General features: G+C 74.1%; 25 protein-coding genes and 2 pseudogenes. 13 read left to right on the top strand and 14 right to left on the bottom strand.

Translation table 11 applies throughout. The features are described 5' to 3' along the window. Window positions 1–83: 83 nt before the first annotated feature. Window positions 84–1,262, top strand: coding sequence for an ROK family transcriptional regulator (locus ASD19_RS00830; RefSeq protein WP_055987845.1), 1,179 nt, complete (start codon window positions 84–86; stop codon window positions 1,260–1,262). A gap of 10 nt (window positions 1,263–1,272) precedes the next feature. Here the strand turns inward: ASD19_RS00830 and hutI are convergent, their stop codons facing one another. The 9 genes from hutI to ASD19_RS00785 are packed head-to-tail and all read right to left on the bottom strand — an operon-like array spanning window position 1,273 to window position 10,775. Beyond that, the gene (gene hutI / locus ASD19_RS00825; RefSeq protein ID WP_055987844.1) at window positions 1,273–2,445 is read right to left on the bottom strand and encodes an imidazolonepropionase; all 1,173 of its coding nucleotides are present in this window, start codon (window positions 2,443–2,445) and stop codon (window positions 1,273–1,275) included. Next, window positions 2,442–3,749 carry a formimidoylglutamate deiminase gene (locus ASD19_RS00820; RefSeq protein WP_055987841.1) on the bottom strand — a complete coding sequence of 436 codons (1,308 nt, stop codon included), beginning with the start codon at window positions 3,747–3,749 and terminating at the stop codon, window positions 2,442–2,444. Before ASD19_RS00820 ends, hutI begins: the two co-directional genes overlap by 4 nt. Further along, window positions 3,746–4,954 (bottom strand): allantoate amidohydrolase, encoded by a 1,209-nt coding sequence (locus tag ASD19_RS00815; protein WP_055987839.1) that lies wholly within the window; start codon window positions 4,952–4,954, stop codon window positions 3,746–3,748. The genes ASD19_RS00820 and ASD19_RS00815 overlap by 4 nt, the downstream gene beginning before the upstream one ends. After that, window positions 4,951–6,603 carry a urocanate hydratase gene (gene hutU, locus ASD19_RS00810; RefSeq protein WP_055987837.1) on the bottom strand — a complete coding sequence of 551 codons (1,653 nt, stop codon included), beginning with the start codon at window positions 6,601–6,603 and terminating at the stop codon, window positions 4,951–4,953. The genes ASD19_RS00815 and hutU overlap by 4 nt, the downstream gene beginning before the upstream one ends. Window positions 6,604–6,651: 48 nt before the next feature. Further along, window positions 6,652–7,575, bottom strand: a complete 924-nt coding sequence (locus ASD19_RS00805; protein WP_055987834.1) for an ABC transporter substrate-binding protein — start codon at window positions 7,573–7,575, stop codon at window positions 6,652–6,654. 50 nt (window positions 7,576–7,625) lie between these two features. Beyond that, window positions 7,626–8,372, bottom strand: a complete 747-nt coding sequence (locus tag ASD19_RS00800; protein WP_055987832.1) for an ABC transporter permease — start codon at window positions 8,370–8,372, stop codon at window positions 7,626–7,628. Further along, window positions 8,369–9,019, bottom strand: coding sequence for an ABC transporter permease (locus ASD19_RS00795; RefSeq protein ID WP_055987831.1), 651 nt, complete (start codon window positions 9,017–9,019; stop codon window positions 8,369–8,371). The genes ASD19_RS00800 and ASD19_RS00795 overlap by 4 nt, the downstream gene beginning before the upstream one ends. Then, a complete protein-coding gene (locus ASD19_RS00790; RefSeq protein WP_055987829.1) occupies window positions 9,016–10,089 on the bottom strand; it encodes an ABC transporter ATP-binding protein in 1,074 nt (357 codons plus the stop codon). The genes ASD19_RS00795 and ASD19_RS00790 overlap by 4 nt, the downstream gene beginning before the upstream one ends. Beyond that, entirely contained in the window at window positions 10,086–10,775 is a 690-nt protein-coding gene (locus ASD19_RS00785; protein ID WP_055987827.1) for an IclR family transcriptional regulator, read from the bottom strand. The genes ASD19_RS00790 and ASD19_RS00785 overlap by 4 nt, the downstream gene beginning before the upstream one ends. A gap of 131 nt (window positions 10,776–10,906) precedes the next feature. Between ASD19_RS00785 and ASD19_RS00780 the strand changes: the two genes are divergently transcribed. The 6 genes from ASD19_RS00780 (at window position 10,907) to ASD19_RS00755 (ending at window position 16,500) form a co-directional block, all read left to right on the top strand. Further along, window positions 10,907–12,376, top strand: a complete 1,470-nt coding sequence (locus tag ASD19_RS00780; RefSeq protein ID WP_082542884.1) for an aromatic amino acid ammonia-lyase — start codon at window positions 10,907–10,909, stop codon at window positions 12,374–12,376. Then, window positions 12,369–12,896: a HutD/Ves family protein gene (locus ASD19_RS00775; protein ID WP_082542883.1), complete on the top strand. Its 528-nt coding sequence runs from the start codon at window positions 12,369–12,371 to the stop codon at window positions 12,894–12,896. Before ASD19_RS00780 ends, ASD19_RS00775 begins: the two co-directional genes overlap by 8 nt. A gap of 193 nt (window positions 12,897–13,089) precedes the next feature. Next, on the top strand, window positions 13,090–14,082 hold the full coding sequence (gene dhaK / locus ASD19_RS00770; RefSeq protein WP_055987823.1) for a dihydroxyacetone kinase subunit DhaK: 993 nt from the start codon (window positions 13,090–13,092) through the stop codon (window positions 14,080–14,082). 1 nt (window position 14,083) lies between these two features. Beyond that, window positions 14,084–14,725, top strand: a complete 642-nt coding sequence (gene dhaL / locus ASD19_RS00765) for a dihydroxyacetone kinase subunit DhaL (protein WP_055987821.1) — start codon at window positions 14,084–14,086, stop codon at window positions 14,723–14,725. Next, window positions 14,722–15,441, top strand: coding sequence for an HPr family phosphocarrier protein (locus tag ASD19_RS00760; RefSeq protein ID WP_055987819.1), 720 nt, complete (start codon window positions 14,722–14,724; stop codon window positions 15,439–15,441). Before dhaL ends, ASD19_RS00760 begins: the two co-directional genes overlap by 4 nt. Window positions 15,442–15,573: 132 nt before the next feature. Then, complete coding sequence (locus ASD19_RS00755) at window positions 15,574–16,500, top strand: J domain-containing protein (RefSeq protein WP_055987818.1); 927 nt, start codon at window positions 15,574–15,576, stop codon at window positions 16,498–16,500. A 22-nt stretch (window positions 16,501–16,522) separates the two neighbouring features. Here the strand turns inward: ASD19_RS00755 and ASD19_RS00750 are convergent, their stop codons facing one another. Continuing rightward, on the bottom strand, window positions 16,523–17,026 hold the full coding sequence (locus ASD19_RS00750; RefSeq protein WP_235562930.1) for a dicarboxylate/amino acid:cation symporter: 504 nt from the start codon (window positions 17,024–17,026) through the stop codon (window positions 16,523–16,525). Between the two features lie 68 nt (window positions 17,027–17,094). Next, a complete protein-coding gene (locus tag ASD19_RS14200) occupies window positions 17,095–17,349 on the bottom strand; it encodes a hypothetical protein (RefSeq protein WP_230667633.1) in 255 nt (84 codons plus the stop codon). Between ASD19_RS14200 and ASD19_RS14195 the strand changes: the two genes are divergently transcribed. Further along, the gene (locus tag ASD19_RS14195) at window positions 17,341–17,550 is read left to right on the top strand and encodes a hypothetical protein (protein ID WP_134745983.1); all 210 of its coding nucleotides are present in this window, start codon (window positions 17,341–17,343) and stop codon (window positions 17,548–17,550) included. The genes ASD19_RS14200 and ASD19_RS14195 overlap by 9 nt on opposite strands. On the opposite strand, the gene ASD19_RS00740 is transcribed toward ASD19_RS14195, so the two are convergent. Beyond that, window positions 17,537–18,673 (bottom strand): FAD-dependent oxidoreductase, encoded by a 1,137-nt coding sequence (locus tag ASD19_RS00740; protein WP_082542881.1) that lies wholly within the window; start codon window positions 18,671–18,673, stop codon window positions 17,537–17,539. The genes ASD19_RS14195 and ASD19_RS00740 overlap by 14 nt on opposite strands. Further along, window positions 18,588–18,950 (bottom strand): annotated as a pseudogene (locus ASD19_RS14680) (hypothetical protein); the annotation flags it as partial. The pseudogene ASD19_RS14680 and the gene ASD19_RS00740, both read right to left, overlap by 86 nt. Window positions 18,951–19,036: 86 nt before the next feature. On the opposite strand from ASD19_RS14680, the gene ASD19_RS00730 reads away from it, so the two are divergent. The 5 genes from ASD19_RS00730 to ASD19_RS13870 all read left to right on the top strand — a co-directional run bounded on the left by ASD19_RS00730 (window position 19,037) and on the right by ASD19_RS13870 (window position 23,395). Then, window positions 19,037–19,408 carry a winged helix-turn-helix transcriptional regulator gene (locus tag ASD19_RS00730; RefSeq protein WP_055987814.1) on the top strand — a complete coding sequence of 124 codons (372 nt, stop codon included), beginning with the start codon at window positions 19,037–19,039 and terminating at the stop codon, window positions 19,406–19,408. Window positions 19,409–19,513: 105 nt separating this feature from the next. Then, window positions 19,514–20,503, top strand: a complete 990-nt coding sequence (locus ASD19_RS00725) for an ABC transporter substrate-binding protein (protein ID WP_055987812.1) — start codon at window positions 19,514–19,516, stop codon at window positions 20,501–20,503. Then, the gene (locus tag ASD19_RS00720; RefSeq protein ID WP_055987810.1) at window positions 20,500–21,552 is read left to right on the top strand and encodes a FecCD family ABC transporter permease; all 1,053 of its coding nucleotides are present in this window, start codon (window positions 20,500–20,502) and stop codon (window positions 21,550–21,552) included. Before ASD19_RS00725 ends, ASD19_RS00720 begins: the two co-directional genes overlap by 4 nt. Then, window positions 21,549–22,550 carry a FecCD family ABC transporter permease gene (locus ASD19_RS00715; protein ID WP_055987807.1) on the top strand — a complete coding sequence of 334 codons (1,002 nt, stop codon included), beginning with the start codon at window positions 21,549–21,551 and terminating at the stop codon, window positions 22,548–22,550. Before ASD19_RS00720 ends, ASD19_RS00715 begins: the two co-directional genes overlap by 4 nt. Then, entirely contained in the window at window positions 22,547–23,395 is an 849-nt protein-coding gene (locus ASD19_RS13870; protein WP_082542880.1) for an ABC transporter ATP-binding protein, read from the top strand. The genes ASD19_RS00715 and ASD19_RS13870 overlap by 4 nt, the downstream gene beginning before the upstream one ends. A gap of 290 nt (window positions 23,396–23,685) precedes the next feature. Here the strand turns inward: ASD19_RS13870 and ASD19_RS14880 are convergent. Continuing rightward, window positions 23,686–24,060: pseudogene (locus ASD19_RS14880) on the bottom strand (sucrase ferredoxin); the annotation flags it as partial. Window positions 24,061–24,100: the final 40 nt, after the last annotated feature.

The raw sequence follows: 24,100 nt of genomic DNA, 5'->3' as shown, positions 1-24,100 counted from the left end.
GGAACGACCTTCGGCCGCCGCGCGTCGCATCCCGCCGCACCTTCGGCGCCGAGACCGCGAAGTTAGACTGAAGCGTGGGGAATATGAGCACCGCGACGAGCACGAACGTGTCGGGCGTGTCCCAGCTGTTCCAGCTTCTGCGCGACGGCGTCCCCCGCACCCGGGCCGAGCTCGCGAAGGCCACGGGACTGGCGCGCTCGACGATCGCGGCCCGCGTCGACGAGCTGATGCGCATGGGCCTGATCATCCCGATGGCCGAGGCCGTGTCGACCGGCGGACGCCCGCCGTCCCGCTTCGCCCTGAACCCCGAGGCCCGCGTCGTGCTCGCCGCCGACCTGGGCGCCTCGCACGCCACGCTCGCCGTGAGCGACCTGGCGGGGAGGATCATCGCGCAGCACAGCGAGCCGCTCGACATCGCGCTCGGGCCCGAGCCCGTGCTGACGTGGGTGGTGGACAACGCGACCGCGCTCATGGAGCGGATCGGGCGATCGCGCACCGAGCTGGCCGCGATCGGGATGGGCGTGCCCGGACCCGTCGAGCACTCGACCGGTCAGCCCGTCAACCCGCCGATCATGCCCGGATGGGATCGCGTCGACGTGCCGGGCTGGGTCCGCCGGCATCTGGATGTGCCCGTGCTGGTCGACAACGACGTCAACATCATGGCGCTCGGCGAGCGCGCCACCGCCTGGCCTGCGGTCGACCACCTGATGTTCGTGAAGGTGGCCACGGGCATCGGCTCGGGGATCATCTCGGGCGGCGTGCTGCAGCGCGGAGCGCAGGGCATCGCGGGCGACATCGGGCACGTGCAGGTCGCGCGCGGCGCGGGCGTCCCGTGCCACTGCGGCAACCGCGGCTGCCTCGAGGCGCTCGCGTCGGGGCCCGCGATCGCGCGGGCGCTGCGCGAGCAGGGCATCCCGGCCGAGAACGGCGACGACGTGGTCGACCTCGTCAAGCGCGGCAGCATCGACGCGATCCAGGCCGTGCGCCAGGCCGGCCGCGACATCGGCGAGGTGCTGACGACCGCGGTGAGCCTCGTGAACCCCTCGGTGATCGCGATCGGCGGATCGATGGCCCGCGTCGGCGAGCACCTGATCGCCGGGGTGCGCGAGGTCGTCTACACCCGCTCGATCCCGCTCGCGACCGAGCACCTGTCGATCGTGCAGTCCGCCGCGGCGCAGAACGCGGCCGTGCTCGGGGCCAGCATGCTCGCGATCGAGCACGCACTGTCGCCCGAGTCGCTGCACGCGTTCGTCGCGGCCTGAGTACGCAGGATCAGCCGCGCGGCACCTCGGCTCCGCCGCGCCAGACCCGGTGGGTGAGCTCCATGCCGGGGCGGTAGGCGAAGTGGGAGACCGACGGGGCGTCGATCGCGTGCAGGTCGGCGCGGAAGCCCGGGGCGATCCGGCCGACGGCGTCGTCGCGTCGCAGCGCGATCGCACCGCCGGCCGTCGCCGCCCACACGGCCTCCTCCACGGTCATCCGCATCTGCAGCACGGCGGTCGCGACGCAGAAGGCCATCGACGTCGTGTTCGACGTGCCGGGGTTCGCGTTGCTCGCCAGCGCCACCGTGGCGCCGGCGTCGATCAGCTCGCGCGCGGGCGGGAAGGGCTGGCGCGTGCTGAGGTCGCACGCCGGCAGCAGGGTCGCGACCGTGTCGGATGCGGCGAGCGCGTCGACGTCGGACGCTGAGAGGTGATTGCAGTGGTCGACCGACGCCGCCCCGAGCTCCACCGCGAGCGCGACCCCCTCACCCGGCCCCAGCTGGTTGCCGTGCACCCGCAGACCCAGCCCGGCGCGGCGCCCGGCCTCGAGCACCGCGCGCGACTGCTCGGGGGTGAAGGCGCCGGTCTCGCAGAACACGTCGATCCAGCGGGCGTGCGGCGCGACCGCGTCGAGCATCGGTCCGGTCACGAGCGCGACGTACTCGTCGACGTCCGTCCCGGGCGGCACCACGTGCGCGCCGAGGAACGTGACGTCCGACGTGATCTCGGCCGCGAGACGGGCCAGGCGGGCCTCGCCCTCGACGTCGAGCGCGTATCCCGTCTTGACCTCGAGCCACGTGGTGCCCGAGCGCAGCGCGACGTCCCGCGCACGGGCCGCGGCGGCGCGGAGCTCCTCGTCGGACGCCCCCCGCGTGGCGGCCATCGTCGTGCGGATGCCGCCGGCCGCGTACGCGTGCCCGGCCATCCGGTGCTCGAACTCCTCGGACCGGTCGCCGGCGAACACCAGGTGCGTGTGCGAGTCCACCCAGCCGGGGAGCACCGCGCGCCCCTCGAGGTCCGTGCGCCGGTCGGCGTCGGGGGCCGCGGCCGCGCGCCCGACCCACGCCACGCGCCCATCGTCGACCACGAGCGCCGCGTCGCGGATGCGCCCGCCGAGGCCGGTCTCGAGCGCGGGGTCGTTCGTCGTGAGCTCGGAGATGCCGGTGATGAGCTCGCTGGTCATGCGTCCTCCTCGAAGATGCCGTCGACGATCTCGCCGAGGCGGCGCGCCACCGCGGCGGCATCGACCTCGACCGCGGCGCCGCCGACCACCGTGCGGCGCACGTCGGCGGCGGTCGCGGTGAGCGCCACCTGCAGCGGCTCGCTGCCGGCGGTGCGCAGCGACCGGTCGTCGAGCTCGACGAGGTCGAGCGGGCCGCCGAGGCGCGCGGGCGCGGGAAGCCCCAGCGAGCCGTAGCCGCCGTCGGCGCCGATGCGCCACAGCAGGTCGGGGGCCAGGCGCCCGCGGCTGAGCGAGCGCAGCCGCTCCCCCGCCTCGAGGCCGCGCAGCTCGAGCAGCGCGTCGACGACCGCGTTCTGGTCGGAGCCGACCGCGAGCCGCACGCCGGCGCGGACCAGCTCGGCGGCCGGGCCGATCCCGTCGCCGAGGTCGGCCTCGGTGGTGGGGCAGAACACGGCGTGCACGCGCGCGGCGCCCAGCAGCTCGATGTCGCGCGGGGTCAGGTGCGTGGCGTGCACGACCGACAGGCGATCGCTCAGCACGCCGTCCTCGGCGAGCACCTCGGTCGGCGTCAGGCCGTAGGCGCGCACGCTGGCCTCGTTCTCGGCCGGCTGCTCGGACAGGTGGATGTGCAGCGGGACGTCGCGCGGCAGCTCGGCCGAGATGCGCCGGATGTCGCCGCGCGGCACCGCGCGCACGGAGTGGATCGCGGCCCCGAGCGTCACGAGCGGCGACCGCCCGGCGAGCGTCTCGCGCAGCGCGTGCCAGCGCTCCAGCCACCCGGCGGCGTCGCCGTCGCCGAAGCGGCGCTGCTCGGGCGACAGCGCCTCGCCGATCCCCCCGGCGAGATAGCACGTGTCCAGCAGCACCAGCCGGATGCCCGCCGCCTCGGCGGCATCCGCGAGCGCGAGCTCCATGGCGTGGTCCGGGTACGGCGTCCCGTCGGGGCGGTGGTGCACGTAGTGGAACTCGCCGACCGCCGTCCATCCGCCGAGCGCCATCTCGCGGAACACCGCCGTCGCGAACTCGCGGTAGAGATCCGGATCCAGGCGCGCCGCGGCGCGGTACATGGCCGAGCGCCAGGTCCAGAACGACCCGCTCTCGTGGGTTCGGCCGCGCAGGGCGCGGTGGAAGGCGTGCGAATGCGCGTCGCCGAGGCCGGGCACGGCGAAGTCGAGCGCGACCGCCCCGGGCGGCGGCGCGTCGGCGTGGCGCTCCCCCACCACGAGACCGGCGTCGTCCGCCTCGAACAGCACGCCGCGCAGCACGCGTCCGTCGCGCAGCAGGCGATCCACCCAGACGCTCACGACAGCTCCCGGATCGACTGTGCGAGAGCGTCGACTCCGGCCGCGACGGCCGCGTCGTCGGCCCCCTCCTCGGGCGCGTGCGAGACGCCCGACGGGTTGCGGACGAACAGCATCGCGGTGGGCACATGGGCCGAGAGCACGCCGGCGTCGTGACCGGCGCCGGTCGGCAGCACGGGCACGCCGCCCAGCGCGGCCGCGAGCCGATCGCGCAGCACGGGGTCGAAGCGCACCTCCGCACTGTACGACTCCTCGACGACCGACGCCTCGCAGCCCTCGGCGGCGGCGGCCTCGGCGACCTCGGCCGCGACCTCCTCGACGATCGCGCGGGTGTCCGCCTCCGACGACGCGCGGACGTCCATCCATGCGGCGACGCGCGACGCGATCACGTTCGTGCCGCCGGGGATGGGCTCCAGCCGCCCGATCGTGGCGCGCGCGCCCGACCGGCGTGAGGCCGCGCGACGCGCCGCCGTGATGGCGGCCGCGGCGGGCAGCATCGGATCGCGCCGATCGGCGATCTCGGTCGTGCCGGCGTGGTTGCCCTGACCCCGCACGTCCACGCGCCAGCGGCCGTGCTCCAGGATGGACGACGCCACCGCGACCGGGGCGTCCAGGTCGATCAGGCCCTTGCCCTGCTCGACGTGCAGCTCGACGAAGACGCCGATGCGCGACAGCGCCTCGTCGTCGCGGCCGAACGACGCCAGCCCCGCGTCGCGCGCGGCATCCGCGAAGCTGCGGCCCGTCGCATCCCGGAGCGCTCCGGCGCGCGCCGGATCGATCTCGCCCGACAGCAGCCGGGAGCCGAGGCAGGCGATGCCGAAGCGCGAGCCCTCCTCCTCGGCGAAGACGACGATCGCCAGGGGGCGGGCGGGCGCGAAGCCCTCGCCCTTCAGGCGGGCGACCGCGTCCAGCGCGCTGACGACGCCCAGGGGGCCGTCGTGCGCGCCGCCGCCGGGGACAGAGTCGAGGTGGCTGCCCGTGACGATGGCGTCGGGGCCGGGCTCGCCCCACCACGCCCAGAGGTTGCCGTTGCGGTCGGTCTCGACGCCGAGGCCGAGGCGGGTGGCGCGCTCGACGAACCAGTCGCGCAGCGTGCGCTCGGCGTCGTCGAACACGTGCCGCGAGTACCCGCCGCGGCGCGGGTCGCGGCCGATGCCCTCGATCTCCCGCAGGAGACCGAGGGCGTCGAAGGCCGCGGGAGCGGTCACTCGCCCTCCCACATCGGCACGCGCAGGCCGCGCTCGCGCGCGATGTCGGCCGCGTGCTCGTAGCCCGCGTCGACGTGCCTCATGACGCCCGTGCCGGGGTCGTTGGTCAGCACGCGCTCGAGCTTCTGCGCGGCCAGCGGGGTGCCGTCGGCGACCGTCACCTGGCCCGCGTGGAGGGAGCGGCCGATGCCGACGCCGCCGCCGTGGTGCAGCGACACCCAGGTGGCGCCCGAGGCCGTGTTGAGGAGGGCGTTCAGCAGCGGCCAGTCGGCGATCGCGTCCGAGCCGTCCTTCATCGCCTCGGTCTCGCGGTACGGCGACGCGACGGATCCGGAGTCGAGGTGGTCGCGCCCGATCACGATGGGCGCCGACAGCTCGCCCGACGCGACCATCTCGTTGAACTTCAGGCCCGCGAGGTGCCGCTCCTTGTAGCCCAGCCAGCAGATGCGGGCGGGCAGGCCCTCGAAGTGCACCTTCTCGCCGGCCTGCGTGATCCAGCGCGCGAGCGCGGCGTCCTCGGGGAAGAGCTCGAGGATGGCGCGGTCCGTCGCCGCGATGTCGGCCGGGTCGCCCGAGAGCGCGGCCCAGCGGAACGGGCCGCGGCCCTCCTCGAACTGGGGCCGGATGTACGCCGGCACGAAGCCCGGGAAGTCGAAGGCCCGCTCGCTGCCGCCGAGCTTCGCCTCGGCGCGCAGCGAGTTGCCGTAGTCGAACACCGCGGCGCCCGCGTCGAGGAACCCGACCATGGCGTCGACGTGCTTGGCCATGGAGCGGCGCGAGCGCTCGGTGAAGCCCTCGGGATCGCGCGCCGCCTCGGTCTTCCAGTCCTCGAACGCGACGTCCTCGGGCAGGTAGGCGAGCGGGTCGTGGGCGCTGGTCTGGTCCGTGACCACGTCGACCGCCACGCCGCGGGCCAGCAGCTCGGGGAACACCGTCGCCGCGTTGCCGACCACGCCGACCGACAGCGCCTCTCCCTCGGCCTTGGCGGCGAGCACGCGCTCGAGCGCGTCGTCGAGCGACGTCGTGTACTCGTCCAGGTAGCCGTGCTCCACGCGGCGCGCCAGCCGGGACTCGTCCACGTCCACGATCAGCACGGCGCCGCCGTTCATCGTGACCGCGAGGGGTTGGGCGCCGCCCATGCCGCCCGCGCCGCCCGTCAGGGTCAGGGTGCCGGCCAGCGACTCCCGTCCGAGCGAGCGGGCGACCGCGGCGAACGTCTCGTACGTGCCCTGCAGGATGCCCTGCGTGCCGATGTAGATCCACGACCCGGCCGTCATCTGACCGTACATCGTGAGCCCGAGCGCCTCGAGGCGGCGGAACTCAGGCCACGTGGCCCAGTCCCCGACCAGGTTGGAGTTCGCGATCAGGACGCGCGGCGCCCACTCGTGCGTGCGGAACACCCCGACCGGCTTCCCCGACTGCACGAGGAGGGTCTCGTCGGCCTCGAGCGTCTCGAGGGTGCGCACGATCGCGTCGTACGCCTCCCACGAGCGCGCGGCCCGTCCGGTGCCGCCGTACACCACGAGGTCCTCGGGGTGCTCGGCGACCTCGGGGTCGAGGTTGTTCATCAGCATGCGGAGCGCGGCCTCCGTCTGCCAGGTCTTGGCGGTGAGAGTGCTGCCGTGCGCGGCGCGGATCCGACGGGCCATGAGTGTTCCTTCGAGTGTTGCGGGTGGGTCGTTGAGGGCGGGCGAGGCTCAGAGCGAGACGGAGTCCAGCCACTCGCGCGCGATGTCGGTGAGGCTCGTGCCGTCGGCGGCCTTGCCGTTCATCTCGATGAGCGCCTCGGTGGTGAGCTCCGCGGAGACGGCGTCGAGGGTCTCGCGGATCGTGTCGGTCGACTTGGCGGACGACACCACGGGCACCACGTTCTCGGCGGCGAACAGCGACTTGTCGTCCTCGAGCGCGACCAGGTCGTTCTCGGTGAGGGCCGGGTCGGTGCTGAACACGTCCGCGACCTGGATCTGGCCGTTCAGCAGCGCGGTCATGGTGAGCGGGCCGCCCGCGTCCAGGCTCTGGAACTCCTTGAACTCCAGGCCGTACACGTCGCGGAGCCCGACGACGCCGTTGACACGCGTCGCCCACTCGGCGGGTCCGCCCAGGATGAGCTCGGACGCGTGCGGGGCGAGGTCGGAGATCGTGGTGAGGTCGTACGTCTCGGCGGTCTCGCGCGTCACGGCCAGGATGTCCTTGTCCTGCGCCTCGGAGATCTCGTAGCGCTCGACTCCCTCGGGGAGCACCTCGTCGAGCTCGGCCACGACGTCCTCGGAGGTGCTCGCGGTCGACTCGGGGTCGAGGTACTTCAGCAGCGCCCCGGAGTACTCGGGGATCAGGTCGATCGAGCCGTCCTGCAGCGCCGCCATGTAGACCTCGCGGCTGCCGATGTTGAACTGCTCGCGCACCTCGACGCCGGCGTCCTGCAGGGCGAGCGAGTAGATCGTGGCGATGAGCTGGCTCTCGGTGAAGTCGGCCGAGCCGATGACGACGGACTCGCCGGAGGAGCCTGCCGCGCCGCCGTTCGACAGGGCCTGCTCGCCGGTGGCGCAGCCGGTGAGGGCGAGGGCTCCGGCCAGGGCGGCGGCGGCGGCGGCGGACAGGAGGGTGAATCGCGTGGTGCGCATGGGGGATGCCTTTCGGGTGGGGTGGGTGGGGTGGGGGTGGGGTGGGGTGGCTACCGGGCGGCCGGCAGCGTGCGGAGGACCGAGGTCGCCGTGTCGGTGGGGCGCGGGCGACGACGGCGCTGCGGCGAGCGCCGCAGACCGGGAGAGACGACCGTGCGGCCCAGGAGCGCGAACAGCAGCTCGAGCGCCAGGGCGAGCACGGCCACGACGAGCGCGCCGCCGGCCATCTGGGCGAAGTCGGCCTGCGCGCGTCCGTCGATGATGAAGCGTCCGAGGCCCTGCAGGCCGAGGTAGGCGGCGACCGTCGCGGTCGACACCACCTGGAGGGTGGCGCCCCGCAGGCCGGACAGCAGCAGGGGCAGCGCGCACGGCATCTGCACCCGCCACAGGATCTGCGACCGGGTGTAGCCCATGCCGAGCGCCGCGTCCACGGCCGCGGGGTCGGCGCTCTGGATGCCGGTGTACGTGCCCGTCAGGATGGGCGGCACGGCCAGCAGCACGAGCACCACGATCGTCGGGACCACGAACACGAGCCGGCCGGCGATCACGGGGGCCAGGACCAGGAAGAGCAGCACGAGCAGGCCCAGCGTGGGCAGCGCGCGCAGGGCGTTGGCCGATCCGGCCACGAGGGTCTCGCCGCGGCCCGTGAACCCGATCAGGATGCCGAGCGGGATCGCGATCGCGCACGCGATGCCGAGCGAGATGGCGGTGTACAGCAGGTGGTAGCCGACCTGCGCCGGGATGCCGGTCGCGCCGGTCCAGTTCGCCGGATCCGCGAGCCAGTCGAGGAGCGTCATGCGGGCACCTCCGTGCGGCGCCAGGGGGTCGCGATGCGGCCCGTGCGGATGAGCAGCTGGTCCAGCGCGATGGCCAGCAGGACGCAGAGCAGGATTCCCGTCAGCAGCGGCACCATGAGCCGCAGCTGGAAGCCCTGGGTGAACAGGGTGCCGAGCTGCGGGATCCCGATCAGGGCCGCCATCGTGACGATGCTCACGTTCGAGACGACGGCGACGCGCAGCCCCGCGATGATCACCGGCACGGCGACGGGCAGCTCGACCAGCAGCAGGCGCTGCCAGGCGCGGTACCCCATCGCCTCGGCGGCGGCCACGGTCTCGTGCGGCACGGATCCGAGCCCGTCCACGACCACCCGCACCAGGAGCGCGAGCGTGTAGACGGTGAGGGCGATCACGACGTTGAGCGGATCCAGGATCCGGGTCCCGAGGATCGACGGCAGCAGGATGAACAGCGCCAGCGACGGGATCGTGTAGAGCAGGCCGGCGGTCCCGACGATCAGGGCGCCGCCGCGACCGGAGCGGTGCGCCCACCATCCGAGCGGGATCGAGATGATCAGGCCGATCAGCGTCGGCAGCACCGTGAGCCAGACGTGGTTGAGGAACAGGGTCCCGATCTGGCCGAGGTTCGACCAGATCCAGTCGACGGTCATGCGGCCCGCCTGGCGTTGGCGTCCACGACGTCCGCCGCGCTCAGCGACCCGACGAGCACGCCGGCGTCGTCCACGATCCCGACGCGGCCGGCCGGCGAGGCCAGAGCGCCGTCGAGCAGGTCGCGCAGGGACGCGGTGCGGGGCAGGAACCGCGAGGCCGTGTGGAGCGCGGACGGCTCGGCGGTCGGCGCGGTGCGCGCGTCCGTCCATCCGAGAGGCCGGCCGGCGTCGTCGACCACCACGGTCCAGCCGTCCTCGCCCCGCAGCGGCTCGCCGATGCGCGCCGTCCGCTCGGTCGCGAGGGTCGCGCCGGCCGGGAGGCCCGCGAAGCCCAGCGCACGGTAGCCGCGGGCGCCGCCGATGAAGTCCGCGACGAAGTCGTCGACCGGCGAGGTGAGCAGCTCCATCGGCGTGCCGATCTGGGCGAGCACGCCGCCCGTGCGGAGCACCGCCACGTGGTCGCCCAGCTTGAGAGCCTCGTCGATGTCGTGCGTGACCATCACGATCGTCTTGCCGATCTCCTGCTGCAGCCGCAGGAACTCGTCCTGCAGCTGCGCGCGGACGATCGGGTCGACGGCGCTGAACGGCTCGTCCATGAGCAGGTACGGCGGGTCGGTCGCGAGCGCGCGCGCCACGCCGACCCGCTGCTGCTGCCCGCCCGACAGCTGCCAGGGGTAGCGGTGCGCGAAGCGCTCGTCGAGGCCGACGAGCTCGAGCAGCTCGAGCGCGCGGGCGCGCGTCGAGCGCCGGTCGCCCCCGAGCAGCCGCGGCAGCGCCGCCACGTTGTCGACCACCGTGCGGTGCGGGAACAGGCCCGCGTGCTGGATGACGTACCCGATCTTTCGGCGGAGGGTGACGCGGTCGGTGCTCAGCACGTCGATGTCGTCGAGCGTGATGGATCCGCTGGTCGCGTCGATCAGCCGGTTGATCATGCGCAGCGACGTGGTCTTGCCGCAGCCGGACGGGCCGACCAGCGCCAGGAGCGTGCCCGCGGGCACCTCGAAGCTGAGGTCGTCGACCGCGCGGGTGCCGTCGTCGTAGACCTTCGAGACGTTCTCGAACCGGATCACGGGTGCTCCTTCGGGGGGACGGTGCCGTCGGTGAGGCCGGCGGAGATGCGCCGGGCGGCGTCGGAGAGGAGACGGCCGAACTGCCGGGTCGCGCGCTCGTCGATGCGGTACGTCGGCACAAGGATGCTGAGCGAGGCGACCACGCGCCGGCCGGCCATGACGGGGGCGGCGAGCGCGGTCACGTCCCGCTCGATGCCCCGCTCCACGACCACGAAGCCGGTCTCGGGCGTCTCGCCGCTGAGGACCAGGCCCGCGGCAGAGCCCTGCATCGGGATCGTGCGGCCCACCCAGTTCGCGTGGCGGATCGAGTGCGAGCCCTCGACGATGCTGATGTAGAGCACGGACTGGCCGTGGCCCTCGACGCTCAGGTAGATCGACTCGCCGGTGGCCTCGGCGAGGCCCACCATCTCCTGGTGGCACAGGTCGATGAGCGACTCGTTGCTGAGCGCCTGCGCGCCGAGCTGCACGAGCCGCGACCCGGGGCGGTAGCTGCCCTCGTCGTCGCGGCGCACGAAGCCGGTCGCCTCGAGCGTGCGCAGCAGCCGCAGCGCGGTGCTCGGCGAGAGATCCACGGCGCGCGCCGAGTTGGCGAGCGACGCGCTGCCCTCCTCGCAGACATGGGCGAGCAGCGACAGCGCGCGCTCGACGGTGCGGGTCGACTGTTCGCGGGTCGACTGTTCAGTCACGGCAGTCCTCCTGTTCGGCGACGTCGACGATAGGAACCCACTGTTTCCGGCGCCGTTGCCGAGTGTTTCCACTTCGTAAAATACGCATGCCACTGGTTGAAACGCAAGACCCTCTGCGGGAAGCTGTGTGCATGAGCACTCCGAGCCCCGCCCCGCACGCGCTTCCGCCCGTCCGGATCTTCGCCTCGGCGCCGGTCTCGCTCGGCGAGATCGTCGCGATCGCCGACGGGGCGACCGTGACCCTCGCCCCGGAGGTCGCCGAGGCGCTGGTGCACGGCCAGGAGGCCGCCGAGCGCATCAGCGCGGCCCGGCCGACCTACGGCCGGTCGACCGGGGTCGGCGCCAATCGCACGACCGCCGTGACCGAGGCGGAGGCGCACGGGCGGATGCTCGTGCGCAGCCACGCGACCGATGCCGGGGATCCGCTGCCGCGCCGCGTGGTGCGGGCGACGGCGGCCACCCGGCTCGTCCAGCTCGGGCGCGCGCGATCCGGCATCGACCCCGCCGTCGCGCACGCGCTGCAGCGCATGCTCAACGCGGACGCGCTCCCCGAGGTGGGCAGCGCGGGGTCCATCGGCACGGGCGATCTCGCCGCCCTGTCGGCGATCGCGCTGGCCCTCGCCGGCGAGCGGCCGACGACGCCGCCCCTCGAGGGCGAGCCGATCGCGTGGGGCGCGGACAGCGCCCTGCCCTTCCTCAGCAGCAATGCACTCACGGTCGGGCGGAGCGCACTCGCGGCGGCCGAGCTGCGGCGGCTCGACCGCGCCGGTCGCGTGCTCTACGCCGTGGCCCTGGTCGCGTTCGAGGGCAGCGCCGAGGCGTTCTCCGTCCCCGCGGCGAGCGCGATCGCGGCCCCCGGCGCCGACGTCGTCGCCGGCGAGATCCGCGCGCTGCTCGAGGGGCATGCCGCCGCGCCCGCGCGCATCCAGGACCCCTACGGGCTGCGCGTCTATCCGGTGATCCAGGCCCTCGTGGTCACGGCGCTCGAGCGGCTCGAGTCGCAGCTCTCCCGGCTCGCGAACGCCGCACAGGAGAACCCCGTCTTCGACGCCGCGGCCGGAACGGTCACGCACCACGGCGGGTTCTACCAGGCCCAGCTCGCGGCCGACCTCGACGCGATGAACCTGGCGATCGCGCAGTCCGCCGCCAGTTCGCACGCCCGGCTGCGGCTCGCGAACGAGCCCGCCTACACGGGCCTGCGCCCCTTCCTGGCCGAGGGACCCGACGGCGCCTCGGGCCTGATGATGCTGGAGTACACCGCCGCCGGGGCGCTGGCCGAGATCCGTGCGTCCGCCGCGCCCGCCTCGCTCGGCACCGTCGTCCTGTCGCGCGGCGCCGAGGAGGACGCGAGCTTCGCGAGCCAGGGCGCCGTGCAGCTCGAGCGGGCGATCGCCGCCCACCGGACAGTGCTCGCGTGCGAGGCGCTCGCGCTCGGTCGTCTGCTGCGCCAGCGGGAGGTGACCGCACCGCCGCGGCTGCACGACGCCGCCGACCGCCTGCGCGCGCTGCAGCCCTCGCACGAGGACCAGGACCTCCGCCCGCCGCTGACCGCCGCGGCCGCCCTGCTCGACGAGCTCGGGGACGTGATCGCCGCTGGGTGAGTCCGGAGTCGTCCGGCTCGACGACGCCGAACCCGAGCCCTGGCGCAACGGGCGCGGCACGACGCGCGTGCTCGCCACCGGCGACGGCTGGCGCCTGAGCGCCGCGGAGATGGCCGAGGATGCGCCGTTCTCGGCCTTCCCGGGCGTCGACCGCATCCTCGCGGTGACGGGCGATCGGCCCCTGCGTCTCTCGATCGGGGGCGCGCCGTGGGCGGTCGGGCCCGGTGAGCACGTGCGGTTCCCGGGCGAGGCAGCCGTGCGCGCGGTCGGGGTCATCCGGCCGGTCACGGTGCTCAACCTCATGCTCGACCGGGACCGCGCGCGCTGCGGATTCGACCTGCCGGCCGCGGCGATGACCACCGCGCCCGATGGGCTGTGGCTGCTGCTCGTGCTCTCGTGCACCGCCCGACTGGGGCGCACCCCGCTGCCGCCCGGCTCCGCGGTGATCGGCCGCGACCACTGCGCGCGCGTGGAGCCCGGCGGCGCCCGCGTCGCGTTCGCCCGCATCTCCTCCACGTGATCCCATGTCTCAGTTCGGCGCGGAATCCGGCGTGCATTCCGCGCCGAACTGAGACACGGTCGACGGCCGAGCGCCCCGCGGGCGTGCACGCTTGCGCATCTCCCTAGCGCGGGGCGCGCCGCCGGGTCTAGCGTCGGTCGCGCCGGCACTCCCCCACCTTCGCCGACGAGGCCATCGAACAGGAGAAGCTCCGATGAAGAAGCTCATCAACACCCCGGCCACCGTCCTCAGCGACGCCCTGCGCGGGATCGCGGCCGCGCATCCCGACGTGACGGTGGACTTCGACAACCGGCTGATCATCAGCAAGGCGTCCCGCGAGGGCCAGGTCGCGCTCGTCTCCGGGGGCGGATCCGGGCACGAGCCGATGCACGGCGGATTCGTCGGGCACGGGATGCTCGCGGCCGCGTGCGCCGGTGAGATCTTCACCTCGCCGACCCCCGACCAGATGCTCGCCGCCGCGACGGCCGTCGACTCGGGCGCGGGCGTGCTGTTCATCGTGAAGAACTACACCGGCGACGTCCTGAACTTCGAGATGGCGGCCGAGCTGGCCGGCGAGGAGGGCATCCAGGTCGAGACCGTGCTGGTGGCCGACGACGTGTCGGTCGAGGACTCCACCTGGACGGCCGGACGCCGCGGCGTCGGCACCACGGTGATCGTCGAGAAGGTCGCCGGAGCGGCCGCGGCGGAGGGCCGCCCGCTCGCCGACGTCAAGGCGATCGCCGCGAAGGTCAGCGCGAACGGCCGCTCGATGGGCATCGCCCTCACGAGCTGCACCGTGCCGGCCAACGGCAAGCCGAGCTTCGACCTGCCCGAGGACGAGATGGAGGTGGGCGTCGGCATCCACGGCGAGCCCGGCCGCCGGCGCGAGAAGCTCGCGTCCGCCCACGACATCGCCGAGGAGATCGTCGGCGCGATCGCGGCCGACTTCGACTTCACGGGCGCTCCGGTCATCGCCCTGCTCTCCGGTCTGGGCGGCACTCCCCTGATCGAGCTGTACGGAATGTACGGCGAGATCTCGCAGGCGCTCGAGTCGCGCGGCATCACGGTGGCGCGCACGCTCGTGGGCGACTACATCACGAGCCTCGACATGGCCGGATGCTCGCTCACGCTCGTGAGCGCGGACGACGAGATCCTCCGTCTCTGGGATGCGCCGGTCGAGACCGCCGGCCTGCGGTGGGGACGCTGACATGACGGATGCCGTCACGCTCGCCACGGTGGACGCCTGGCTCCGGCGCTTCGCGGCCGAGACCGCCGAGCAGGCCGCGTGGCTGACCGAGCTGGACTCGGCGATCGGCGACGCCGACCACGGCACGAACCTGGCACGCGGCATGGCCGCCGTGGTCGAGAAGCTCGACGCGGCGCCGCCCGCGGACATCCCGGCGCTGCTGAAGGCGGTCGGGATGACGCTCATCTCCAAGGTCGGCGGGGCCAGCGGATCGCTGTACGGCTCGTTCTTCCTCGAGGCTGGCAAGGCCGCGGCCGGAGCCGACGACCTGGACGGCCGCGCCCTGGAGGCGGCGCTGCGGGCGGGCGTGGGCAGCATCGTCGCGCGAGGCAAGGCGGAGCCGGGCGACAAGACCATGCTCGACGCGCTGCTGCCGGCGGTCGACGCCCTCCAGGCCGCGCTGACGTCAGGATCGGCGCTGGGAGACGCCGTGTCCGCGGCATCGGACGCCGCGGCGGCGGGGCGCGACGCGACCGAGCCCCTCGTGGCCCGCAAGGGCCGCGCGTCGTACCTCGGCGAGCGCAGCGCGGGTCACCTCGACCCGGGTGCGGCCTCCTCCGCGATCCTCGTCAAGACGCTGGCCGACACGGTGACGGCCGCGTGATCGGCCTCGTGATCGTCTCGCACAGCGAGCCGCTCGCCCGGGCGACCGTGGACCTGGCGATGCAGATGGTGCACGGCGATCCGCCGCCGGTGCGGCTCGCGGCGGGCGCGGCCGACGGGTTCGGCACGGATGCCGTCGCGATCGCCGACGCCATCGACGCGCTCGCCGACGCGGACGGCGTCGTGGTGCTGACCGACCTCGGCTCGGCCGTGATCAGCGCGGAGTTCGCCCTGGACCTGCGCTCCAGCGGGCATCCCGTGCGGATCAGCGACGGCCCCCTCGTGGAGGGGACGACGGCCGCGCTCGTGCGGGCGGCCGGCGGCGGCACGCTCGACGAGGTCGCCGCGGAGGCGGACGGCGCGCTGGGCGCCAAGCGGCGCGGCGACGCCGAGCCCGCCGGTTCCGAGCCGGACGACGACGGCGGCGGCGATCGGGCGTCCGCCGAGGTGACGATCCGCAACCCCCTCGGCCTGCACTCGCGCCCGGCGGGCACCTTGGCGCGCGCCGCCGCGGGCTTCGCCTCCGACATCCGGGTCACGGACCTCACGGCCGGGAGGGGCCCCGCGAACGCCGCCAGCCTCGTCGCGCTCCTCGCCCTCGGCGCCACGGGCGACCACGTCGTGCGGATCGAGGCGACGGGCCCCGACGCCCGCGAGGCGGTGCAGACCCTGGAGGACCTGATCGAGGGGGGATTCGGGGAGATGCCCGAGGGCTGACGCCGGGCGTCCGGGTGCCTAGCGGCCCTTTTGGGTGCGCAGAAGGGCACATCCGCACCGGATCGCGCGGGACCACCGGGGCACTGCCGGTGCGTCGAGGGATACCCTGGACACCTTGCCCGGAGGAGCACCATGTTCGACAGCCCGCTCTCGAGCTCGGCGTACGAGGTTCTCGGCGTCGAGCCGACGGTCGACGAGGCCGAGCTGCGCCGCTCGTACCGGCTGCGGCTCCGGCAGACGCACCCCGACACCGGCGGCGACGCGACGATGTTCATCCAGGTGCAGCGCGCGTGGGAGCTGATCGGCACGCCCGAGGGCCGTGCGGCGTACGACCGGGGCCACGGCTTCGCGGCCGGGAGCGACGCGGGCGCCGTCTGGCGCGGATGGAGCACCCCGACCGCGCGTGCGGACACCCGCCCGCGCGCCCGGTCGTACGGCCACCCCGGCGGATGGCGCCGGGAACGGTACCTCGACCTGATCCGCGAGTGGGCGGGCCGTGGCGTGGAGGTCCCCGATCCCTACGACCCGGCGCTGGTGCGCGGGGCTCCGCGGGAACTGAAGCGCATGCTGGCCGACGCGCTGGCCGAGGAGGGCACGGCGCGCACGATCGCCGACCTCGGCATGGGGTTCACCGTGTGGCACGACGTCGCGATCGGCGACGACCCGGAGGACAAGCTCGACCATGTCGTCCTCAGCCCATCGGGACTGTACGGCGTGATGTCCGAGGACTTCGGGGATGTCGTCCGCTTCCGGCGCGGCGAGATCATCGGCCCCGACGTGGGCCCCCACGCGCCGATCGCCGGCCTGCTGCGTCGGATGCGCGTGGTGTCCCGCGCCGCCCGGGTCCGGTTCGGAGGCGCGGTCCTGGTGCTTCCGGACGAGGATCTCGCCCAGGCGATCTCGCCCCTCGGCAGCGTCCGCGGCGTGCCCGTGGTGGTCGTGGGACGCAACGCCCTCGGCACCGTGCTCCGCGGCGGGGTGCCGGGCGCGCGCCCCATCGGCGGCAACGAGCTCTTCGACGTCCGCACGCGCCTGCAGAGCACGATCCGATTCGTCTGAGCGGGGCCACGCTCGGTGGCGCTCAGTCGGCGGCGTCGGCCTTCTCGAAGGCCTCGCGGCGCTCCTCGAGGTCGATATCCTCCGTCGTCACGGACTTCGTGCCGTTGTAGACGTCGCGGTCGATCTCGTTCGTGTTCTGCGCCACGAGCATGGCCACGAGGGTGTCGCCGTTCACGTTCAGGAACGTGCGCAGCACCCCCGTGAACCAGTCCACCGCGATCAGCAGGCCGACGGCCTCGATCGGGAGACCCACCGAGGTCGCGAGGAACATCGCGACCACCGGGAAGCCGCCCGGGACCGTGATCGTGCCCATGTTGAGCAGGATGGCGAGCGCCATCCCGAGCACGACCTGCCCGATCGTGAGGTCGACGCCGCCCGCCTGCGCGAGGAACAGCACGACGATCGTGTAGTTCAGCACCGCGCCGCACGAGCCCATGGTCATGCCGATCGACAGCGTGAAGTCGGCCACCCGCCGGCTGATGCCGACCTTCTCGACCGCGTTGCGCAGCACAGTCGGGAACGTCACGGATGCGGGTGATCTCACCGCGCGGATGTGACCTCGGCGGGACCGGTGTGATCTCGGCGCGCGACGCGCTATGCGCGCGCGGCGCGGCGGCGGGCGATCGCCATCCAGGCGCGCATCAGCTGCGGCACGACGAGGTAGACCGCGAGCGGCACGACGACGAGCGTGAGGACGAACGCCCGCAGGATGGGCGACCAGTCGGCCGAGAACGGGGCGATCGCGTAGAACCCGAGCGTGACGAGCGGGAAGATCGCGATCCAGGTGATGACTGCGCGGACGTGGACCGAGGGCGGGGCGACGGGGGTCTGGTCGCGCAGGTGCGCCACGCGCTGCCGCAGCTCGACGACCGCGCCGCGGCCGACCTGCTGCTGTCGATCGTCACGCTGGCCGACGGATGGCAGGTCTTCCGCTCGGTCGAGCACCTCTACGCGGGCGATGCCGCCGGCACCCCCGAGCGCGCGGCCCGGCGACGCGAGGTCGTGGTCGCGAGCGTCGCCGCGATCGTGGAGTCGCTCACCACCCCTTGACGGCGGTCCCGAACCGGTCGGCGGCGAACGCGGGGATGGGCTTCGCCTCCGGCTCGGTCACGAAGTCGGCGAGCACGCGGCCGATCGCCGGAGTGAACTTCGCGCCCTGACCCGAGAAGCCGGCGCCGAGGATGATCGGGCCGCGGCGGTCCAGGACGAACGCCTCGTCGGGCGTGGTGGTGTACGTGCAGCTCACGGCCGCGAACCGGTCCGGGTCCGTGCCGATGAGGTACTCGCGGGCGTATCGCCGCAGGTGCTCCATCATCTTCGGCTCGTACTCGTAGGAGCGGTCGTCCGGGTCGACGTGCGGGCCGACCGCGTGCCATCCGGCCTTGACTCCCTCGCCGGGCGTGAGCATGCCGTAGATGTTGGAATGCCAGTAGTCGTACTGCGGATCGCCGAGCGCGCGCACGTGGTTGAAGCTCGGCCAGTCGGCCTCGTGGTCGGTCACGGCGAAGTGGGCGGGCTGCTCCTGGGTCACGATCAGGCGCGGGTACGACACGAGGCCGCCGACGAGCTTGTCCGTCCAGCCGCCCACCGTGACGATCACCTGCTCGGCGAGGTAGGTCTCGCCCTCCGTCACGACCTCGACCGCGCCGCCGGACATCTCGCCGATGCGCAGAACGCGTGCCCCGTGCCTCACGCGGCCGCCGCGCTCCACGGCGACCGCCTGGAAGGCGGCGATCGCACGCTCGGGGTTCAGCCGCCCGCCGTCGGGCGTGTACAGCACCTTGGTGTCGAACGCGATGCCGCGCCAGCGCTCGCGCGCCTCGTCGACCGCGAGCCACTCCGCGGCGATGCCGTGCGCTCGCAGGATGTCCGCGTGGTCGTCGGGGACGCCCTTGCCGTGGTTGGTCTGGCCGACCAGATCCAGGATGTCCGCGCCCGACTCGGACTCGAGCTCGCGCCACAGCCGCCCGGCCTCGGTCACGAGCTCGAGGTAGTGGGGCTGGGTGTACCCGACATTGAAGTTGCGGGTGGTCCCGTGCGAGGCGCCGTGGTGGTGCAGCTGCTCGAAGCGCTCGAGCAGCAGGACCTCACGGCCGCGCCGCGCCAGCTGCCACGCCGCAGCGGACCCCATCAGTCCCCCGCCGATCACGACCGTCTCGATGCGCTCCGTCACGGCCCCAGGATGCCACGGGCGCGGCCCGGGCCCGCCAGTGCGGGCCCGTGCCGGCAGTGCGGCTCAGTCGAGGACGGCGTACGCCTCGCCCTCGACGGAGGACGTCGGGCTCGAACAGGTAGTCGACGCCGATGGCCGACACCGGCGGGAGCGGGTTCGGGAGCTTCAGCTCCTCGGCGACCAGCTCGAGGCCCGCCGCGAACTCGGGGTACTTCTCGGGCTGCCAGTCCTTCAGGTAGAAGCGCAGCCGCACGACGTCCGCGAGCGTCGCGCCGGCCGCGGCGAGACCGCGGCCCGTGTTGCGGAGCGCGTGGGCGAGCTGCCCCCGCGAGGTCCCCGGTCGCGATCCGGTTCCTAGGTGTCATGCACGAAACCCCCACCGCCCCGGCTCAGCTCACTCCGGAGCACCGCGAGCTGCTGGCGCAGGTGCTCGACAAGTGGTCCCTGCAGGTGCTCGAGACCCTGTGCGAGCGCCCGCGACGCTTCAGCGAGCTGCGCCGCGAGATCCCCGCCGTGACGCAGAAGTCGCTGACCGCGACGCTGCGCCGCCTGGAGCGCAACGGAATGGTCGATCGCGTCGTGATCGCCACGCGTCCGGTGGCGGTCGAGTACCGCATCTCGGCGCTCGGCAAGACGCTCCAGGACCTCATCGACGCCCTGTGGGCGTGGACGACGGCCACGCTCCCGCAGGTCGAGCGCGCCGGCGACCGCTACGACGCCGAGGTCGGCGCCTGAGGGGCGGCGTCGATACACGGATGGATTCGAGTCCGCGGGTCCGGTCTGACTAAGGTAAGGGTTGCCTAATTCGGCATTCATCCCCCTCACCCGGAGATTCCCACCATGCCCCAGCTCCGTCGCGCCGCAGTCGCCCTGGCGCTCGCCCTCCCCCTGACCCTCGCCGCCTGCTCGTCGCCCGCCGCGACGTCCGCCGCGCCCGCCGAAGCCGACGCCCCCGAGAGCGTGACCGTCGAGCACGCCATGGGCACCACGGATGTCGAGTGCGCCCCGCAGCGCGTCGTGACCCTGGGCCAGGGCGAGACGGACAGCACCCTCGCGCTCGGCGTGACCCCCGTCGGCGTCGTCTCGCCGTGGACCGAGGACTGGTACGACTACCTGCCCGCCGAGGTCGAGGAGGCCGAGGTGGTCGGCACGGAGATCGAGCCCGACCTCGAGGCGATCGCCGCGCTCGAGCCCGACCTGATCCTCGGCTCCAAGCTGCGCCACGAGGCGCTCTACGACCAGCTGTCGCAGATCGCCCCCACCGTGTTCACCGAGACCATCGGCGTGGCCTGGAAGGAGAACGTCGGCGTGTACGCCGAGGCCCTGTGCCTCGAAGACGAGGGCGCCGAGATCGTCGCCGACTACGAGGCCCGCGCGGCCGAGATCGGCGCCGCGCTGGACGAGGCCGGCCAGGGCGACACCGAGGTGTCGATCATCCGCTTCATGCCCGACCAGGTGCGCATCTACCTGACCGGCTTCCCGGGCTCGGTCGTCCGCGACACGGGCCTGCAGCGCCCCGAGGCGCAGACCGTCGCGGACTGGGAGGCCTCGGAGCAGCTCATCGAGATCTCCGAGGAGCGCATCCCCGAGATGGACGGCGACGTCATCTTCGAGATGGTCTCGGCCGACCACTACGCCCAGCAGGGCACCCAGACCGTCGACGAGCAGATCGAGCGCTGGACCTCGACCGAGCTCTGGCAGGGCCTGTCGGCCGTGAAGGCGGGCAAGGTCGTCGAGGTGGACGAGAGCCACTGGAACCTGGGCGGCGGCATCGGCGCGGCGAACGCGCTGCTCGCCGACCTCGAGGCGTACTTCGCCGAGGCGGAGTGACCGCTCTCGACGCCGCGACGGGCGCGCCCGGGGTCTCCCGGGCGCGCCCCGACGCGTCCCGCCGGGTGCGCGCGGTCGTCGTCCCCGTGGCGCTGGTCGCGGTGCTCGCCGTCGCGGTGTGGTGCAGCGTCGCCATCGGCTCGGTGTTCGTGCCGCTCGGCGCGGTGGTCGACGCGGTCCTGGGCGCGCGCAGCAGCGAGGCGCACCTGATCGTCCAGGATCTGCGGTTCCCGCGCACCGTGTCGGGGCTGGTCGCCGGCGTCTGCCTCGCGGTGTCCGGCGTGCTGCTGCAGGGATCCACCCGCAACCCGCTCGCCTCCCCCACCCTGCTCGGGATCACCGCGGGATCCGGCTTCGCCGTGGTGGTCTTCATCGCCCTCCTCGACATGCCCTCGACGTGGGCCGTGTGGGTCGCGTTCGCCGGCGGTGGCGCCGCCGCCGGCCTGGCCTTGGCCCTCGCCGGCACGGGCCGCGACGGCCTGTCGCCCCTGCGGCTGACGCTGTCGGGCGCCCTGGTCTCGCTGCTGCTCTCGGCCTGGACGCAGGCGATCCTGGCGCTGAACGAGGCGAACGCCGACGAGGTGCGCCACTGGCTCGCCGGCTCCCTGGCCGGCCGCGACTCCGCCGCCTTGCCGCCGCTCCTGCCGCTCCTGGCCGTGGGGCTTCTCGCCGCCGCGCTCCTCGCCCGGCCCCTCGACGCGCTCTCGCTCGGCGATGAGGCCGCGATCGGCCTCGGCCAGCGCCCCGGACGCGTGCGCGTGCTCGCCGGCATCACGGCCGTGGCGCTCGCAGCGATCGCGGTCGCGGTCGCCGGCCCCATCGCCTTCCTCGGGCTGATCGCCCCGCACCTGGCGCGCTTCCTGGTCGGCGGGCGCCACATCCACGTGCTCGTCACGTCGGCGCTGCTCGGCCCGGTCATCCTGCTGGTCGCCGACATCGTCGGCCGCGTCGTCGCTCCCCCATCAGAGGTGCAAGCCGGCGTGCTCACCGCCATGCTCGGCGCGCCCTTCCTGATCCGCATCGCCGCGCGCGCCCGGGGGATGTCGTGAGCGCGCCCGCGGCCGCGCGGCGCCGCGCCCGCGTCGCCGCGCCCGCCGTGCTGGCGGTCGCGATCGCGGCCCTCGTCGTCTTCGGCCTGGTCGACGGGTCCAAGCCCATCCCGGTGCTCGACGCGCTGCGCGCCGCGATCGGCCTCGGCGACAGCGGCAGCGCGTTCATCGTGCAGGAGCTGCGGATGCCGCGCGTGGTCGTCGCCGCGCTCGCCGGCGCGTGCCTGGGCGGCGCCGGGGCCCTCATGCAGGGCCTGATGCGCAATCCGCTCGCGTCGCCCGACATCCTGGGCGTCACGGGCGGGGCCGCCCTGGCCGCGGTCGCCGCCATCGGCGCCGGACTGCCGCCCGCGTCACTGCCCCTCGCCGCCGGCGTGGGAGCGGCCGCCGCCGTGACCGTCATTCAGTTGCTGACGCGGCACACGAGCGGCAGCAGCACGCGGCTGGTGCTGGTCGGCATCGGCGTCCACGCGATCGCCGGCGCCGCGACCACGCTCGTGGTGGCGCGCATCGACCCGCGCCGCCTCGGCGCCGCCGAGGTGTGGCTGTCGGGCAGCCTCCACGCACGCGACTCCCTGCACGTCGCGATCGTGGCTCTCGGGGCGATCCTGCTGCTTCCCGTGGCCTTCGGGATGCTGCGCGCGCTCGCGGTGGTCGAGCTGGGCGACGACATCGCGATCGGCGCCGGGGTCCCGGTGCGGCGCACGCGCGCGGCGGTGCTGTTGGTCTCGGCGCTGCTGGCCGGCGTCGCGGTCGCGGTCACGGGCCCGCTCGGGTTCGTGGCACTCGGCGCTCCGCACATCGCGCGACGCCTCGCGGGGCCGATGTCGGCGGCCACGTTCTCGGTCTCGCTGCTGGTCGGCGCCGCCCTCGTGCTCGGCGCGGACGCGCTCGGCCAGCGCCTGCTCGAGGACGCGGACCTGCCGGCCGGCGTGATCACGGCCGCGCTCGGCGCGCCCTACCTCCTCTGGCTCCTTCACCGAACGGGACGACGATGACGACCGATCAGCTCACCCCCACCCGCCGGCCCGCGCCGCCCGCCGACGTCCGCGTGGAGTCGCTCCGCGTCGGGTACGGCGCGGCGCCGATCGTCGACGGCATCGACCTCGCGGTGCCGACCGGCGTCGTCAGCGCGATCGTCGGCCCCAACGGGTGCGGCAAGTCGACGCTGCTCAAGACCATGGCCCGCGTGCTCTCGCCCGACGCGGGGCGCGTGCTGCTCGACGGCGAGTCGGTGCACCGGATGTCCACGCGCCGCGTGGCGCGCCTGCTCGGCCTGCTGCCCCAGAGCAGCGCGGTCCCCGAGCAGCTCACCGTGCGCGACCTGGTGGAGCGCGGCCGGTTCCCGCACCGCGGGATGTTCACGGCGTGGACGGCCGACGACCGAACGGCGGTGTCGGACGCGCTCGAGGCGACGGGCATGACGGAGCTCGCGGACCGCCCGGTCGACGAGCTCTCGGGTGGTCAGCGGCAGCGCGCGTGGATCGCGATGGTGCTCGCCCAGCAGACCCCGATCCTGCTGCTCGACGAGCCCACCACCTACCTCGACCTGGCGCACCGGCTCGAGATCCTGCGCCTGCTGCGCACCCTCAACCGCGAGCGGGGCGTGACGGTCGTGATGGTGCTGCACGACCTGGTCGAGGCGTGCCGGTACAGCGACCACCTGATCGCGATCCGCGACGGGGCGATCTACGCCTCGGGATCCCCCGCCGAGGTCATCACGCCCGAGACCGTCTCCGCCGTGTTCGGCGTCGACTGCGTCACGATCCCGGACCCCGTGTCGGGGATGCCGATCGTGGTGCCGACCGAGCCGGAGCTCGCCGAGAGCGACACGAGCTCGTAGCTCGCGGGCGCGCCGATCGTGCCGCCGTGGGCGCACGACGTCCGCCGCGGCGCGTTCTCGACGCGACGCACGCGGACCAGGTGATCGGGCCGGCCGTCCACCGCGATCCGGACGACGCTCTGGTCTCCGGGCGCGTCCGCGACCCCGAGCACCCGGACAGCATCGATGCGCGCCTCGGCGAGCTCGCGCCGGAGGAAGTACGCGGCGGCCTGCTCGGCGGCGGGGACCCCGCACTCGCCGCGCCAGCGCCCGAGGTCGAGCTCGCCGGCCGTGATCGCGGCCGCCACGCGCTCGACGTCAGCGGCCGTCAGACCGCCGTGATACTGCCCGCCGGGCAGCGTCACCACGTTGGCCGCGAACCGGTCGCCGCCCACGTGCGTCGTCTCCCAGACCTGCCCCGGCATCGCGGCGCTCAGCGCCACGGCCACCGGTCGCCCGAGCCGCGCGCAGCACACGTCGCGCCGGCCGTGCGTGCACACCAGCACGACGGGCTCGGAGGGATCGACTGCCGCACCGAAGCCCGGCGCGACACCGTCGGCGAGCGTTGCCAGATCCAGCTCGGCCAGCTCGTCCAGGTCCGCCGCGTCGCGCGTCTCGGCCCAGCCGCGCGCGCCGCCGCGGCCCGCGACGACGATCGTCCGCCCCGCGCGCCGCCGGTCGCGCACGCGCCGGATGAACTGCACGCGCACGCCCCGCTCCTCGGCC

The sequence above is a fragment of the Microbacterium sp. Root53 genome (genome assembly GCF_001426925.1).
Classification (GTDB): domain Bacteria; phylum Actinomycetota; class Actinomycetes; order Actinomycetales; family Microbacteriaceae; genus Microbacterium.
Note: the sequence above shows the minus strand (reverse complement) of the source record. Positions and strands in the feature narration are given on the sequence as shown.